This window comes from Agromyces atrinae, from assembly GCF_013407835.1.
GTDB classification, from domain to species: Bacteria; Actinomycetota; Actinomycetes; order Actinomycetales; family Microbacteriaceae; genus Agromyces; species Agromyces atrinae.
In genome coordinates this window covers 266081-280540 of record NZ_JACCBI010000001.1, presented here as the reverse complement: position 1 = coordinate 280540, position 14460 = coordinate 266081, and the positions used below count along the sequence as shown (strand labels likewise).

Here is a 14460-nt window from a genome sequence, read left to right as displayed (position 1 = left end):
GCTTTGAGCGTTCGAGGTCATTCGGAGGACGCCGTCGGCAGCTTCGCGTCGCTCACGTAGGGCATACGCGAACGGGCGGCGACGATGACGTCGACCGTGAGCGAGCCGAGCACACCGGCCACGAGGCAGATGAACAGCACGACGGAGTCGAACCACTCCTGCCCGCGCAGGATCGCCACGACGGCGATGAAGAGGACGAGCTTCAGGAGCCAGCCCCCGAGCACGATGCCGAAGAAGATGCCGACGAACTGCTCTCCCTGCGCGAAACGATTGCCCAGCAGGATGCTCGCCGCCGTGATGCCCATGAAGACCAGGGCGAGAGCCGCACCGAGCAACGCTCCGGCGATGCCGGGGACTCCGGCGACCAGACCGCCCACCGTCGCGCCGATGACGGCGATGGCCACCGCGACGAGTGCGCTCCAGAGGAGCGCCTTCTTCATGATGGGGTTCGAGGTGGGTGTGTTGTCGGGGGTTACTGCGTCGCTCACCCGGCTGATTCTACCCGGGACGTCTGATCGAGCTCTCCCCCGCCGATCTCCTCCGCGGCGATCGCCATGGCCTTCCGTCGCGTCAACGGAGCGAGCGTGATGATCGCGCACACGACGAATCCGACGGCGAGGAAGAGGAGCGCCCAGGCGGCCGAGAGCTCGAAGTACGCCGGGAGCACGAAGGTCAGGAGGCAGCTGATCGACGCGACCGCGGTCCATCCGTAGAAGATGAGCACGGCGTGCAGGTGCGAGTGCCCCATGTCGAGCAGTCGGTGGTGGAGGTGGCCCCGATCGGCCGAGAAGGGCGACTTCCCGGCCCTGAGCCGTCGTATGACGGCGAGGCTGAAGTCGAGCAGGGGTATCAGCAGCACGGCGAAGGGCAGGATGATCGGCATGATCGCCGGGAAGATCTCGCCGAGCTTCAAGGATCCGGGGTTGGTCTGGCCGGTGACCGCGATCGCGCTCGTCGCCATGAGCAGTCCGACGAGGAGGGCGCCGGCATCGCCCATGAAGAGCTTCGCGGGGTGCCAGTTGAGCGGCAGGAAGCCGATGCAGGCACCGACGAGGATGACGGTGATGAGCGACGCGAGGTTGAAGTAGTTCGACGGCGACGTCTTCTGCACCAGGAGGTAGGTGTAGAGGTAGAAGACTCCGTTCGAGATGAGCGCCACGCCGGCGACGAGACCGTCGAGGCCGTCGATGAAGTTGATGGCGTTCATCACGAGCACGATCGCGAAGACCGTGATGAGGGCCGACATCCACGACGACCCGACGGTGATGCCGCCGATCGGGAGGAAGAAGATCTGGACACCCTGCCACGCGATCAGACCCGCCGCGATGAACTGTCCGGCGAGCTTGGTCAGCCAGTCGAGGTCCCAGATGTCGTCGGCGACGCCGAGGAGGACGATGAGCAGGGCCGCGCCGAGGATCGCGAGGATCTGCGTCGGGTTCGAGAAGATGATCGCGAGGTTCGGGAACTGGCTCGAGGCGATCCACGCGGCGCCGAATGCCGCGAGGACGCCGCCGAACATCGCGACACCGCCGAGTCGGGGCGTCGGGCGCGTGTGCACGTCCCGCTCGCGGATCTTCGGATACAGGCGGTACTTGAGGCTGAGCTTCCAGACGACGATCGAGAGCCCGAAGGTCACGACCGCCGTGAGGAGCGCGATGAGCACGAAGAGCGTCACGGAGCGGCATCCCCGTCGGAATCGGGCGGCGAAGCGTCGTCGGCCGCGCGGGGAGCGGCCCCGTCGTCGTCGAGGAGGTCGCCCACGACCTCACGGATCGCCTCCCGCGAGATGACTCCCGCACGCAGGATGCGGAGTGTGCCGCCGTCCTCGAGGGCCGTCGCGTCGACGATCGTGGACGACAGATCCCCCGGGCGTTCGCCGATCGCCTCGTACGCGTCGCCGGCGCGACCGGCCTCGAGGTAGACGGCGACGGACTCGCCGAGCATCTCGTGGGCCGAGTGCGCGTCGAGCGCCGACGGCATGCCGGAGAGGTTCGCCGACGAGACGGCGAGGGGGCCGGTCTCCGAGAGGAGCTCGAGCGCGATCGGGTGATCGGGCATGCGCAGCGCGACCGTGCCGCGCGTCTCGCCGAGGTCCCAGTCGAGGGACGGCTGGGCGTGCAGGATGATCGTCAGCCCGCCGGGCCAGAACTTCTCGACGAGGTCGCGCACGGCGGGCGGCACGTACGCCGCGAGGGCGTCGAGCGTCGGGACTCCGGGCACGAGCACGGGAGGAGGAGCGGTGCGGTCACGCCCCTTCGCGTCGAGGAGACGCTGGACGGCGGCGGGGCTGAAGGCGTCGGCGGCGATCCCGTACACGGTGTCGGTGGGGAGCACGACGAGCTCCCGGCGCCCGATCGCGGCTCGCGCGAGCCGCATTCCGGTCAGGAGCTCAGCGTCGACGGAGCAATCGTAGATGCGAGTCATGTCCGGACGATTCTAGGACGCCCGGCCCGAAAGCATGCTGCGCGCTCAGCGGACGGCGGTCGTCGCTCGATCCCGCATCGTGAAGTCGCGATGATGCGACACGCCTCGCCAGCTGTCGGCGGCGAGGATCGCGGCGATCTCACCCGACTGGTGCTCGGCGTGCTCGATCACGAGCAGGCCGCCGGATCGCAGGAGCCGACGGGCTCGTCCCGAGAGGATTCGGATGACGTCGAGCCCGTCCTCTCCCCCGTAGAGCGCCATCTCGGGATCGAAGAGGTGCACCTCGGGATCGACGGGCATCATCGTGCGCGGGACGTACGGCGGATTCGAGATGACGACCGCGACCGAACCGTCGAGGTCGCCGAGCGCATCGGCGAGGTCGCCCTCGACGAGCGTGAGCGACTCCCCGCCGAACTCGGCGATGTTGCGTCTCGTCCACGGAAGGGCGTCGGGTGACTTCTCGACCGCGAAGACACGCGCGTGCGGCACTTCCGTCGCGAGGGCGAGCGCGATGGCACCGCTCCCCGATCCCAGATCGACGGCGACGGGAGCGGGATCGGCGACGGCGTGCAGCGCGTCGATCGCGATCTGGACGACCTGCTCGGTCTCGGGACGCGGGATGAACACGCCCGGCCCCACGTGCAGGTCGAGAGCGCGGAACGGCGCCCGTCCGGTGATGTGCTGGAGCGGCTCCCGGTTCACGCGCCTCTCGACGAGCGGCGCGAGCGCCGACAGGTCGTCGTCCGAGAGCGATCCCCCGACGACGAGTCGTGCATGCAGGCCGCCACGGCTGAGCCCCAGCACATGGCCGAGGAGCAGATCGGCGTCCACCTCGGCATCCGGCACCCCCGCGTCGGTCAGACGACGGATGACGGTCGCGCGCGCGCCACGGAGGTCGGTGTCGGATGCGTCGCGGGGCTCGGGAGTCACATCACGGAATGTAATGCATATCCGTCCTGCCAGCCTGCGGGCCTAGGCTTGAGGCGCTTCAGCAGACCTCGAAGGGACTCCCATGGCAGCCATCTACTCCAGCATCACCGACGTCGTCGGTCGCACTCCTCTCGTGCAGTTGAACCGGGTCACCGAGGGCGCCGGCGCCCGCGTGCTCGCCAAGCTCGAGTTCTACAACCCGTCCGCGAGCGTGAAGGACCGCCTCGGTGTCGCGATCGTCGACGCCGCAGAGGCCGCGGGCGCCCTCGCACCCGGCGGAACGATCGTCGAGGGCACGAGCGGCAACACCGGCATCGCGCTCGCGATGGTCGGCGCGGCCCGCGGATACCGTGTCATCCTCGCGATGCCCGAGACGATGAGCAAGGAACGCCGCGGCCTCCTCCGCGCCTACGGCGCCGAGCTCGTCCTCACCCCCGGCTCGGAGGGCATGAAGGGTGCCGTCTCGCGCGCCGAGCAGATCGTCGCCGAGACGCCCGGTGCCGTGCTCGCGCGTCAGTTCGAGAACGAGGCCAACCCCGAGACCCACCGCCGCACGACGGCTGAAGAGATCTGGAACGACACCGACGGCGAGGTCGACATCTTCATCTCGGGCATCGGCACGGGCGGAACCCTCACCGGAGTCGGCCAGGTGCTCAAGTCGCGGAAGCCCGGCGTCCAGATCATCGGCGTCGAGCCGGCTGAGTCGCCGATCCTCAACGGCGGCGCACCCGGCCCCCACAAGATCCAGGGCATCGGGGCGAACTTCGTGCCCGACATCCTCGACCGCGAGGTCTACGACGAGATCATCGACGTCAACATCGATCAGGCCGTCGCCACCGCACGCCGCCTCGGCGTCGACGAGGGCATCCTCGGCGGCATCAGCTCGGGCGCGACGGTGCACGCGGCGATCGAGGTCGCGAAGCGGCCCGAGAACGCCGGGAAGACGATCGTCGTCATCGTCGCGAGCTACGGAGAGCGCTACCTGTCGACGGTCTTGTACGAAGGACTGCTTGACTGACTCTGTGACTTTCTTCCGAAGCCTGCGCGAGGACATCGCGACCGCTAGGCGCCACGACCCCGCTGCTCGCAGCGGGGTCGAGGTGTTCCTCGTCTATTCCGGTCTCCACGCGGTGTGGGTCTACCGACTCACGAACGCCCTCTGGAGACGGCGGGCGCACTTCGTCGCGCGGGTCATCTCGCAGCTCGCTCGCTTCGCGACCGGCGTCGAGATCCACCCCGGTGCGCGCATCGGTCGACGGTTCTTCATCGATCACGGAATGGGCGTCGTCATCGGCGAGACTGTCATCATCGGCGACGACGTCATGCTGTACCACGGTGTGACGCTCGGCGGAAAGGCACGGCGAGGCGCCGCGAAGGGCGCCAAACGTCATCCCACGCTCGGCGACGGCGTCACGGTCGGCGCAGGAGCGAAGATACTCGGCGACATCACGATCGGTGCGCGGAGCGCCGTCGGGGCGAACGCCGTCGTCACGAAGGACATCGCGGCGGACTCGCTCGCGGTGGGCGTGCCCGCCCGCGAGCAGCCGCTGAGCCGTGAGACGGCTGCGGCTGCACGCGGCGTGCACGACTGGAGCAACTGGAGCATCTGAGGCCCCGGTTCGGCTCACGCGTCGGAGTCGGACTCCGACGCGGTTTCGGCTTCGGCCGGGGTTGCGTCGGACGCGGGAGCCCCATCGGCCTCATCCTCGGCGGGCAGCTCTTCGAAGAGGCCCGTCGGGGGCGTGACGGTCACGGTGCGGGCTTCGATGTCGACGCCCGGCACGATGGCCTTGACGAACGGCACCATGACGTCGCCCGAGGGTGTCGTGACGATCAGCAGGTCCTGAGCGGGGAAGTGCTCGAGGCGCGCGACCGTTCCGACCTTCTGGCCGTCACGGATGACGTCGAGTCCGACGAGCTGGTGGTCGTACCAGGCGTCGTCCTCGGCATCGGCCTCGGCGTCGTGCTCGACCCAGAGGATCGCCTTCGCGAGCGCCTCGGCCTCTGAACGGTCATCCACTCCGACGAAGAAGCCGACCGGGTGCTGGTTGTACCACTTGAGCTCACGCAGTTCGAGAGTCTTGCCGAACCACGGCGACTCGTCGGGGACCTGGAGCGAGAACGTCGCGCCCGGCACGAAGCGCCGGGCGGGATCGTCGGTGAACAGCTCGAGCTTGATGGCGCCCTTGAGGCCGTGCGCCTTCGTCAAGCGCCCGACGCGCAGCTGCGCACCGGGCGGGTTCGGAGCGCTCACGCGTCGGTGTCGACCACGTCGACACGCACCCGACGGCCATCGGCGAGAGCGGCGACGAGGGTGCGCAGGGCCTTGGCCGTGCGACCAGCGCGGCCGATCACGCGGCCGAGGTCCTCAGGGTTCACATGAACCTCGAGGACCTCGCCGCGTGCCGACTGCGACACGGCGACACGGACGTCGTCCGGGTGATCGACGATCCCCTTGACGAGATGTTCGAGCGCAGGTGCGAGCAAGGTCTACGCCTCGTCCGCGGGGGTTTCTTCAGCGGCCTCAGCGGGCTCTTCAGCCTTCACTGCGGGCTTCTCGGCCTTGGGCTTGAGGACCGGCTTCTTCTTCTCGTCAGCCTGGAACTCGACCTTGGCCTCCTTGGTGCGAACGGTGCTCACGGCATCCTTGTCGCCCTTGAACTTGCCCCAGTCGCCCGTGAGCTTGAGGATCGCGGCGACCTGCTCGGTCGGCTGTGCGCCGACGCTCAGCCAGTACTGCGCGCGCTCGGAGTCGACCTCGATGAACGAGGGCTCCTCGGTCGGGTGGTACTTGCCGATCTCCTCGATCACGCGACCGTCGCGCTTGGTGCGCGAGTCGGCGATGACGATGCGGTAGTACGGGGCCCGGATCTTACCCAGGCGCTTCAGACGGATCTTGACAGCCACAATTCTCCTGTGTGTGTTGTGAAATGGGCGAACTGACAGCCGTGAGCGTGGGGTGCACACTCGGCGGAAGCTCAATACGTCCGTACTGCCGGATTAGAGGGTCGGGCAGAACGGAACTCGACTGGCCATTCTTGCAGATTTCGCGGCACTTGGATAATCGGACGGCGCCGATGTCGGTTCGTCACGGCGCACGACGGTTATCGGGCTCCGCCGTGCGAAGATGACGCCATGTCCGTAGAACCGCCCGAAGCCGATCCGGGCGCACGCGCACCATCGATCCCCTTCGCTGTGTCGCCGCGTTCCACCGTCGGAATCGAGTGGGAGATCGCGATCGTCGACCCCACGACGGGCGAGCTCGCCTCGGTCGCCGATCGGGTGCTCGACGCCCTCCGCTCCCCCGACGGATCGCACCATCCGCACATCACGGAAGAACTGCTTCTCAACACGGTCGAACTCGTGAGCGGCGTCCACACGACCGTCGCGGACGCCATCGCCGATCTCGAGGGGCAGCTCGACGAGGTACGGGCCGTGACCGACGAGCTCGGCTACGAACTCATCTGCAGCGGCTCCCACCCCTTCAGCCAGTGGTACGACCAGAAGCTCACCGACAAGGAGCGCTACCACAAGCTCATCGAGCGCACCCAGTGGTGGGGGCGCAACATGATGATCTGGGGCATCCACGTGCACGTCGGCATCGAGGACCGTGACAAGGTCGTCCCCATCCTCGGCGCCCTCCTCGGCTACCTGCCGCACCTGCAGGCCCTCTCCGCCTCGAGTCCGTACTGGGCCGGCGTCGAGACGGGGTACGCGTCGAACCGCGCTCTCATGTTCCAGCAGCTGCCCACGGCGGGACTCCCCTACGCCCTCGCCGACTGGCACTCGTTCGAGCGATTCGTCGACGACCTCGCTCGCACCGGGGTCATCGACGACCACTCCGAGGTGCGCTGGGACATCCGTCCCTCGCCGAAGTGGGGCACGATCGAGATCCGGGCCTGCGACGGCGTCTCGACGGCGCGCGAGGTGGCCGGCATCGCCGCATTCATCCAGTGCCTCGTCGAATGGCTCTCGAGCCGTCTCGACGACGGAGAGACGCTGCCCGCGATGCAGCCGTGGTTCGTGCGCGAGAACAAGTGGCGTGCGGCGCGCTACGGCCTCGACGCCGAGATCATCCTCGACCTCGCCGGTGACGAACGTCTCGTCGTCGACCACACGCGCGAACTCCTGACGATCCTCGCGCCCTACGCCGACCGACTCGGCTGCTCGGCCGAGCTGCAGTCGCTCCGCGACATCCTCGATCACGGCGGCAGCTACCAGCGGCAGCTGCGCGTCGCCGCCGAGAACGACGGCGACCTCCGCGCGGTCGTCATGCACCTGGCGCGCGAGCTCCGCGACGGCTCCCACTCGACACGCGAGACGGCCGACCAGCCCGCGGGCTGATCGGCCGTCACCGAGTCTCGCGTCAGGCCGGGAGCCGGCGCGTGCGGATGAGCTCCGAATACCAGAGGGCCGAGTCCTTCGGCAGGCGCTCGAGCGTGTCGTAGTCGACGCGCACGATGCCGAAGCGCTTCGAGTAGCCGTAGCCCCACTCGAAGTTGTCCATGAGCGACCACACCTGGTAGCCGCGCAGGTCGACGCCGCGCTCGATGGCGCGGTGCGCCGCCGTGAAGTGACGACGCAGGTAGTCGATGCGGTCGACGTCGTGAACCGCCGGGCCCTCGGGTTCGTCGACGACGACATCCGCGAAGGCCGCGCCGTTCTCCGTGACCATGAGGGGCACGTCGGGGAACTCCTCGTGCAGCGAGACGAGCAGGTCCTCGAGGCCCGAGGGGTCGATGTTCCAGCCCATCTCGGTGTACGGGCCGGGCTGCTCGAGGAACTCGACCATCTCGGAGCCGGGCCATGCCGTGCCGCCCATGTCCTTGTGGCCGTCGGCGTTGACCTTCGGCGACGCGCCGTCCCACATCTGCACGGTGACCGTCGAGTAGTAGTTCACGCCGAGCAGCGAGATCGGCTGGTTGATGATCTCGGTGTCGCCGGGCAGGACGAACGACCAGTCGGTGACGTCCTTCGTGTCCTCGATGACGTCGGCCGGGTACTCGCCCGTCAGGAGCGGGCCGAGGAAGACACGGTTGGCGAGCCCGTCGATGCGGCGAGCAGCCTCGGCTCCCGTCGGGCCCGAGGGACGGATGACGTGGAGGTTGAGCGTGATCGAGTAGCCAGGGTCGTTCGTGACGACGTCACGGAGGGCCGCGATCGCGAGGCCGTGGGCGAGGTTCAGGTGGTGCACCGCGGTGAGCGCCTTCGCACCGTCGAGGAGGCCGGGCGCGTGGGCTCCCGAGCCGTAGCCGAGGTACGCCGAGCACCACGGCTCGTTGAGCGTCGTCCACACGGAGACGCGGTCGCCGAGGCGCTCGCCCACGATGCGGGCGTAGTCGGCGAAGGCGTACGCGGTGGCGCGGTTCGTCCAGCCGCCCTCGTCTTCGAGCGCCTGGGGAAGGTCCCAGTGGTAGAGCGTCGCGATGGGGCGGATGTCGCGGGCGATGAGTCCGTCGACGAGGCGCTCGTAGAACGCGAGACCCGCTTCGTTCGCGGCGCCCGTACCGGTCGGCTGGATGCGCGGCCACGCGATCGAGAAGCGGTACGCCTCGAGGCCGAGACGCTTCATCAGGTCGAGGTCTTCCTCGAGCCGGTGGTAGTGGTCGTCGGCGACGTCGCCCGTGTCGCCGTTCCAGACCTTGCCCGGGGTGTGGCTGAAGGTGTCCCAGATCGACGGTCCTCGACCGTCCTCGTTCGCGGCACCCTCGATCTGGTACGACGCGGTCGCCGAGCCGAAGAGGAAGTCGGGCGCGAACTCCAACCCGGTGTCGCGGTAGTCGGGGTTGCCGGTCGTCATCAGAGAGAATCCTTCGCTGTCGCGGGGCCCGGCGGGTCCGCGCGAGCCACGTTCGAGCCTACCGTCGGGCCCGTCGTCGGCTAGCGTCGTCACATGCACCTCACGCCGGCCACGCTCGAGACCGACCAGTTCCGAGCCGTCCTCCTCCCGGGTTTCGGCACCGAGGGCGGATACTCGCTGCTCGTCGACGAGACGACCCAGTCGCACGTGAACCCGGACGATCCGGAGGACCTGCAGCTCCCGTACGTCCGCACGATCGCCGCGATCGTCGACGCTCTCTTCGCACCCGACACGTCGGTGAACGCGCTCCACCTCGGCGCCGGGGCGCTCACGCTCCCGCGATTCGTCACTCACACCCGACCGGGCAGCAGTCAGCGCGTCGTCGAACTGCACGGCGACCTCCTCGACTTCGTGCTCGACGCGATCCCCCTGAACGACCCGTCGGGAGTGGAGTTCGTCGTCGCCGACGCCGTGGCGTACGTCGAGACGCTCGCCGACGACGCGGCGCGCTTCGATCTCGTCGTCGTCGACGTCTACACGGGCAGCGACGCGCCCGATGCCGTCGCGGCGTCGCAGTTCCATACGGCCCTGCGCGCGGCTCTCGCGCCGGGCGGCATCGTCGTCGTCAACGCGTTCACGGCGAGCGGTCCCGACCTCGCCCGCGACGTCGAGGACGCGCTCCGCGAGGTGCACGGACACGTCATCGCGATCGCCGACGCCGACCTCCTGTCGGGCACGCGCATCGGCAACATCGTGTTCGCGGCCACCGACCACGAGCCCGATGTCGACGCCCTCGCCGTAGCGCTCACGGCGCGCGGCAGCCTCGTCGCGCCCGACCCGCGCGACTAGCGACTCGGGCCGACGTCAGCGCGCCTCGGTCAGCGGCCGAGGAACTTCTGCAGGCTCGCGAGCTCGTCCTCGCTCGGCCCGGTCGGCGCGGCGTCGCCGCCGAGGCCGAAGCCGGAACCGCCGGCGTTGGCCGCGGGCTTCGCGCCCGAGGCGATCGCCGCGTTCTCCGCAGCGCGCTTCGCGGGGTTGCCCGACCGCGAGCCCTTCTTCTTCGGCTGCTGCTTGCCGCGGCCGCCGCCGAAGCCTGCGCCCGGAATCGGACCCATGCCGGGAATCTGCGGAACGCCGCCGCGAGCGACCGTGCGCATCATCTTCGCGGCCTGCTCGAAGCGCGCGATGAGCTGATTCACGTCGGTGACGGTCATGCCCGAACCGCGTGCGATGCGGAGCCGGCGTGAGCCGTTCAGGAGCTTGTGGTTCTTCCGTTCGGCAGGGGTCATCGACTGGATGATCGCCTCGGTGCGGACGATCTCCTTCTCGTCGAATTGATCGAGCTGCTGCTTCATCTGACCGGCGCCCGGGAGCATTCCGATCATCTTCTTGAGCGAGCCCGCGCCGCGCAGCTGCTGCATCTGGCCCAGGAAGTCGTCGAGCGTGAACTGGTCGCTCGCGATCTTCTCGGCGACCTTGCGCGCCTCGTCTTCGTCGAACGCCTCCTGCGCCTGCTCGATGAGGGTGAGCATGTCACCGAGGTCGAGGATGCGGCTCGCCATGCGGTCGGGGTGGAACGGCTCGAAGTCGTCGAGCGATTCGCCCGTCGACGCGAAGATGATGGGGCGTCCGGTGACGGATGCCACGGAGAGCGCAGCACCACCGCGCGCGTCGCCGTCGAGCTTCGAGAGCACGACGCCGGTGAAGTCGACGCCGTCCTGGAAGGCCTTGGCGGTCGCGACCGCGTCCTGACCGATCATGGCGTCGATGACGAAGAGCACCTCGTCGGGATCGACGGCCTTGCGGATGTTCGCCGCCTGCTTCATGAGCTCGGCGTCGACACCGAGTCGACCGGCGGTGTCGACGATGACCGTGTCGTACTGCTGGCGCTCGGCGTACTTCACGGCGTCCTTCGCGACCCGCACGGGGTCGCCGACGCCGTTGCCGGGTTCGGGGGCGAAGACGTGGACGCCGGCCTGCGAGCCGACGACCTGGAGCTGGTTCACGGCGTTCGGGCGCTGGAGATCGGCCGCGACGAGCATCGGCGTGTGGCCGTCCTTGACGAGCCACTTCGCGAGCTTGCCCGCGAGGGTCGTCTTACCGGCGCCCTGGAGGCCCGCGAGCATGATGACCGTCGGCGGCTTCTTCGCGAACTGCAGGCGTCGATGCTGCCCACCGAGGATTCCGACGAGTTCTTCGTTGACGATCTGGACGACCTGCTGGGCGGGGTTCAGCGCCTTGCTGACCTCGTTGCCGAGGGCGCGGTCGCGCACCTTCGCGGTGAACGCCTTGACGACGTCGAGCGAGACGTCGGCCTCGAGCAGGGCGCGGCGGATCTCGCGCACCGTGCCGTCGACGTCGGCCGCCGAGAGCTTGCCCTTCGTGCGGAGATTCCTGAAGGTGTCGGCGAGACGATCCGAGAGCGTTCCGAAAGTAGCCATGATGGGTCCATTCTAAATGGCGTCGGCCGAACGGACGCGGTCAGCCGGTTCGGATGCGCTCAGACGTGCGCGTCGACGTTCACGACATCGCCGTGCACGTCGAGCGTCGCTTCGAGTCGGGCGTCGGTCTCGTCGGCGACGAGGGCGTACTCGAACACCGCGAACGACTCTTCGTCGCCGTCGTTCGCGGGCCGGAAATCGACCCGCAGTAGTTCGAGCGAACGCAGGATGTCGATCTGGCGGTCACCGGATTCACGCGAGAGCACCTCGTCGATGCTCTCGGCCGCGACGTCCTGCGCGAGGTGCGTGAGGTAGAGCGACGTCGGCGAGGAGACGGAGGCGAGTTCGGAGACGAAGGCCTCGCGAGCATCGCCGTCGAGACGTTCAAGGTCGCCGATCATCGCCGCGGCGACGTCGAGCGACTCGTCGTTGACCGTGTCGGGGTCGGCGTCGAGCACCACCTCGACCTCCTGGTCGCCGGCATCCACCCGCTCCGACCAGTAGTCGCCGATGACGCCGAAGTAGTCGTGTTCGATGGCCATGGTGCTCCTACCCGACGAGTTTCTGTGCAAAGACGTGCGGCGTGAAACCGGTGAGGTCGCCGATACCCTCACCCTGCCCGATGAGTTTGATGGGGATGCCGGTCTTCTCCTGGACCGACAGGACGAAGCCGCCCTTGGCGGAGCCGTCGAGCTTCGTGATGACGAGTCCGGTGACGCCGGCGTGCTGGATGAACGCCTCGGCCTGCGCGAGACCGTTCTGCCCCGTCGTCGCGTCGAGCACGAGCAGCACCTCGGAAACCGGCGCAAGCTTCTCGACGACACGTCGGATCTTGCCCAGCTCGTCCATGAGACCGCCCTTGGTCTGGAGACGACCGGCGGTGTCGATGATGACGATCTCGGTGCCGTCGCGCTTCGCCTTGTCGACGGTCTGGAAGGCGACGGATGCCGGGTCCTGGCCCTCGCGCTCGGGGCGCACGATCTCGGCGCCGGCGCGCTCGGCCCACGTCGCGAGCTGATCGACGGCCGCCGCACGGAACGTGTCGGCGGCGCCGACGACGACGCTGCGGTCATAGGTGCGGAGGAAGCGGGCGAACTTGCCGATCGTCGTCGTCTTGCCGACGCCGTTGACGCCGACGACGAGCACGACGGCGGGCCGCTCGCTGAGAGTGAGGGTCGAATCGAGCCGCGAGAGACGTTCCTCGAGGGTCTCGCGCAGCATGCGCTGCACGTCCTTCGGATCCGTCGTGCGGTACTTCTCGACGTTCGCGCGGATCTCGGCGACGATCTGCTCGGTGAGATCGGGCCCGAAGTCGGCCGTGATGAGCGCCGTCTCGAGGTCGTCCCAGGTGTCGTCGTCGATCGTCTTCGCACCGAAGACGCCGCGGAGGGCCGCACCGAGGGACCAAGAAGCGCGTTCTGCCATGGGTCAAGCGTATCGGCCCGGCCGAGCGCCGACGCCGGGGTCTCTCGCGACGTCGGTGGCCGGGTCTACCGTGTCTTGCGTGACCACGACATCCCTCTCTTCCCTGGCGTCACGGGTCTCCGGACCCGTCGTCCTGCCGGCCGACCCGTCGTACGACGAGGCACGCCGAGCGTGGAACCTCTCCGTCGATCAGCGCCCCGATGCGATCGTGACCCCTCTCGACATCGACGACATCCGCGAGGTCGTCGTCACCGCCGCAGCCCTCGGGCTCGGAGTCGCCGTGCAGCCGAACGGCCACGGCTCCGGCGACGATCTCGTCGGCACGATCCTCGTGCGGACGTCGGCCTTCGGCGAGCTCACCATCGACGGCGCGCGGCGGCGGGCCCGCGTCGGCGCGGGCGTGAACTGGGGGCCTGTACTCCGCGCTCTCGACGGCACGGGGCTCATCGCGCTCGCGGGTTCGAACCCCGAGGTCAACGTCGTCGGCTACACGATCAACGGCGGTCACTCGATGTTCGCGCGGTCGTTCGGTCTCGCGGCCCACGCCGTCACGGCGGTCGAGTACGTCGACGCCGAGGGCCGGTTCCTCCGCGCCGACGACGCGAGCGACGCCGACCTCCTGTGGGCCGTGCGAGGCGGTGGCGGGTTCTTCGGCGTCATCACGGCGATCGAGTTCGATCTGTTCCCCGCGGGAGAGCTCTTCGGCGGCAAGCTCGTCTACCCGGTAGTGGCGGCCGAGGCCGTCGTTGCAGCCGCATTCGAGCTCGCCGCGAGCGACCTCTCGCTCGCGATCGACGTCGGTCTCATGAACTTCCCCGACTCCCCCGTCGTGCCCGAGCCGCTGCGCGGCCAGACGATCGCCTCGATCGACGTCCTCGCCCACGGTCAGACGTCACGTGCGGAGGAGGTCGTGCGACGCCTCCACACCGTCGGGCCCGTGGTCTCCGACTCCACAGCCACGTTCTCGATCGGCTCTCTGCCCGCGATCGCCGGCGAGCCGACCGACCCGATGCCGACGATCGATTGGTCGACGACGCTCGCCTCGCTCGACCGCTCGACGGCCGAGCCGCTCGTCGCGGCCTTCCGCGACGCGGGTCCCGTACTCACACGCGTGGGCACGCGCGCGCTCGGCGGAGCCGTCGCGACGGCCGACCCGGACCGCGGCGCGATCGGTGCACTCGCGGCCGAGGGCATCATCGGAGCGGGAATCATCGCCTTCGATCCGGCGATCGCCGCCGAGGCTCCCGCCGTCTTCGCGCCCCTCGACGCGTTCGCTGCGTCGCGCCGCGGAGACCGCACGATCCCGACGTTCCTGAACGGCGGCGAACCGCTCTCGACCGCGTACGACGTCGCGACGATCGATCGCCTCCAGCAGATCAGACGCCGACTCGATCCCGGCGAGATCTTCCGCAGCAATCACCCGGTGCGCTGAGACCGAGC

General features: G+C 68.8%; 16 protein-coding genes. 5 read left to right on the top strand and 11 right to left on the bottom strand.

What is annotated here, in order from left to right:
* Nucleotides 1-17: 17 nt before the first annotated feature.
* The 4 genes from BJ972_RS01320 to prmC are packed head-to-tail and all read right to left on the bottom strand — an operon-like array spanning nucleotide 18 to nucleotide 3354.
* Nucleotides 18-488, bottom strand: a complete 471-nt coding sequence (locus BJ972_RS01320) for a Cg1360 family ATP-synthase-associated protein (protein WP_241830887.1) — start codon at nucleotides 486-488, stop codon at nucleotides 18-20.
* Entirely contained in the window at nucleotides 485-1675 is a 1191-nt protein-coding gene (locus BJ972_RS01315; protein ID WP_129176664.1) for an MraY family glycosyltransferase, read from the bottom strand. The genes BJ972_RS01320 and BJ972_RS01315 overlap by 4 nt, the downstream gene beginning before the upstream one ends.
* The gene (locus BJ972_RS01310; protein ID WP_129176662.1) at nucleotides 1672-2424 is read right to left on the bottom strand and encodes an L-threonylcarbamoyladenylate synthase; all 753 of its coding nucleotides are present in this window, start codon (nucleotides 2422-2424) and stop codon (nucleotides 1672-1674) included. Before BJ972_RS01310 ends, BJ972_RS01315 begins: the two co-directional genes overlap by 4 nt.
* A 45-nt stretch (nucleotides 2425-2469) precedes the next feature.
* Nucleotides 2470-3354 (bottom strand): peptide chain release factor N(5)-glutamine methyltransferase, encoded by an 885-nt coding sequence (gene prmC / locus BJ972_RS01305; RefSeq protein WP_129176660.1) that lies wholly within the window; start codon nucleotides 3352-3354, stop codon nucleotides 2470-2472.
* Nucleotides 3355-3436: 82 nt separating this feature from the next.
* On the opposite strand from prmC, the gene cysK reads away from it, so the two are divergent.
* Both cysK and epsC read left to right on the top strand, forming a co-directional pair.
* Complete coding sequence (gene cysK / locus BJ972_RS01300) at nucleotides 3437-4372, top strand: cysteine synthase A (RefSeq protein ID WP_129176658.1); 936 nt, start codon at nucleotides 3437-3439, stop codon at nucleotides 4370-4372.
* A 4-nt stretch (nucleotides 4373-4376) separates the two neighbouring features.
* Nucleotides 4377-4964, top strand: a complete 588-nt coding sequence (epsC, locus tag BJ972_RS01295) for a serine O-acetyltransferase EpsC (protein ID WP_241830886.1) — start codon at nucleotides 4377-4379, stop codon at nucleotides 4962-4964.
* Nucleotides 4965-4978: 14 nt separating this feature from the next.
* Here the strand turns inward: epsC and rimM are convergent, their stop codons facing one another.
* The 3 genes from rimM to rpsP are packed head-to-tail and all read right to left on the bottom strand — an operon-like array spanning nucleotide 4979 to nucleotide 6261.
* A complete protein-coding gene (rimM, locus tag BJ972_RS01290; RefSeq protein ID WP_129176654.1) occupies nucleotides 4979-5608 on the bottom strand; it encodes a ribosome maturation factor RimM in 630 nt (209 codons plus the stop codon).
* A complete protein-coding gene (locus tag BJ972_RS01285) occupies nucleotides 5605-5841 on the bottom strand; it encodes an RNA-binding protein (protein ID WP_129176652.1) in 237 nt (78 codons plus the stop codon). Before BJ972_RS01285 ends, rimM begins: the two co-directional genes overlap by 4 nt.
* Nucleotides 5842-5844: 3 nt before the next feature.
* Nucleotides 5845-6261: a 30S ribosomal protein S16 gene (gene rpsP / locus BJ972_RS01280; RefSeq protein ID WP_129176650.1), complete on the bottom strand. Its 417-nt coding sequence runs from the start codon at nucleotides 6259-6261 to the stop codon at nucleotides 5845-5847.
* A gap of 228 nt (nucleotides 6262-6489) precedes the next feature.
* On the opposite strand from rpsP, the gene BJ972_RS01275 reads away from it, so the two are divergent.
* Entirely contained in the window at nucleotides 6490-7698 is a 1209-nt protein-coding gene (locus tag BJ972_RS01275) for a glutamate--cysteine ligase (RefSeq protein WP_129176648.1), read from the top strand.
* 22 nt (nucleotides 7699-7720) lie between these two features.
* On the opposite strand, the gene BJ972_RS01270 is transcribed toward BJ972_RS01275, so the two are convergent.
* Nucleotides 7721-9154 (bottom strand): GH1 family beta-glucosidase, encoded by a 1434-nt coding sequence (locus tag BJ972_RS01270; protein WP_129176646.1) that lies wholly within the window; start codon nucleotides 9152-9154, stop codon nucleotides 7721-7723.
* Between the two features lie 93 nt (nucleotides 9155-9247).
* Here BJ972_RS01270 and BJ972_RS01265 point away from each other — a divergent pair, with 93 nt between their 5' ends.
* Complete coding sequence (locus tag BJ972_RS01265) at nucleotides 9248-10003, top strand: spermidine synthase (protein WP_129176644.1); 756 nt, start codon at nucleotides 9248-9250, stop codon at nucleotides 10001-10003.
* A 29-nt stretch (nucleotides 10004-10032) separates the two neighbouring features.
* Here BJ972_RS01265 and ffh read toward each other — a convergent pair whose 3' ends face one another.
* The 3 genes from ffh to ftsY are packed head-to-tail and all read right to left on the bottom strand — an operon-like array spanning nucleotide 10033 to nucleotide 13020.
* Nucleotides 10033-11595, bottom strand: a complete 1563-nt coding sequence (gene ffh / locus BJ972_RS01260) for a signal recognition particle protein (RefSeq protein ID WP_129176642.1) — start codon at nucleotides 11593-11595, stop codon at nucleotides 10033-10035.
* Nucleotides 11596-11654: 59 nt separating this feature from the next.
* Nucleotides 11655-12137 (bottom strand): DUF2004 domain-containing protein, encoded by a 483-nt coding sequence (locus BJ972_RS01255; RefSeq protein ID WP_129176640.1) that lies wholly within the window; start codon nucleotides 12135-12137, stop codon nucleotides 11655-11657.
* 7 nt (nucleotides 12138-12144) lie between these two features.
* Nucleotides 12145-13020: a signal recognition particle-docking protein FtsY gene (gene ftsY / locus BJ972_RS01250; protein ID WP_129176638.1), complete on the bottom strand. Its 876-nt coding sequence runs from the start codon at nucleotides 13018-13020 to the stop codon at nucleotides 12145-12147.
* Nucleotides 13021-13099: 79 nt separating this feature from the next.
* On the opposite strand from ftsY, the gene BJ972_RS01245 reads away from it, so the two are divergent.
* Entirely contained in the window at nucleotides 13100-14452 is a 1353-nt protein-coding gene (locus BJ972_RS01245; RefSeq protein ID WP_164989978.1) for an FAD-binding oxidoreductase, read from the top strand.
* Nucleotides 14453-14460: the final 8 nt, after the last annotated feature.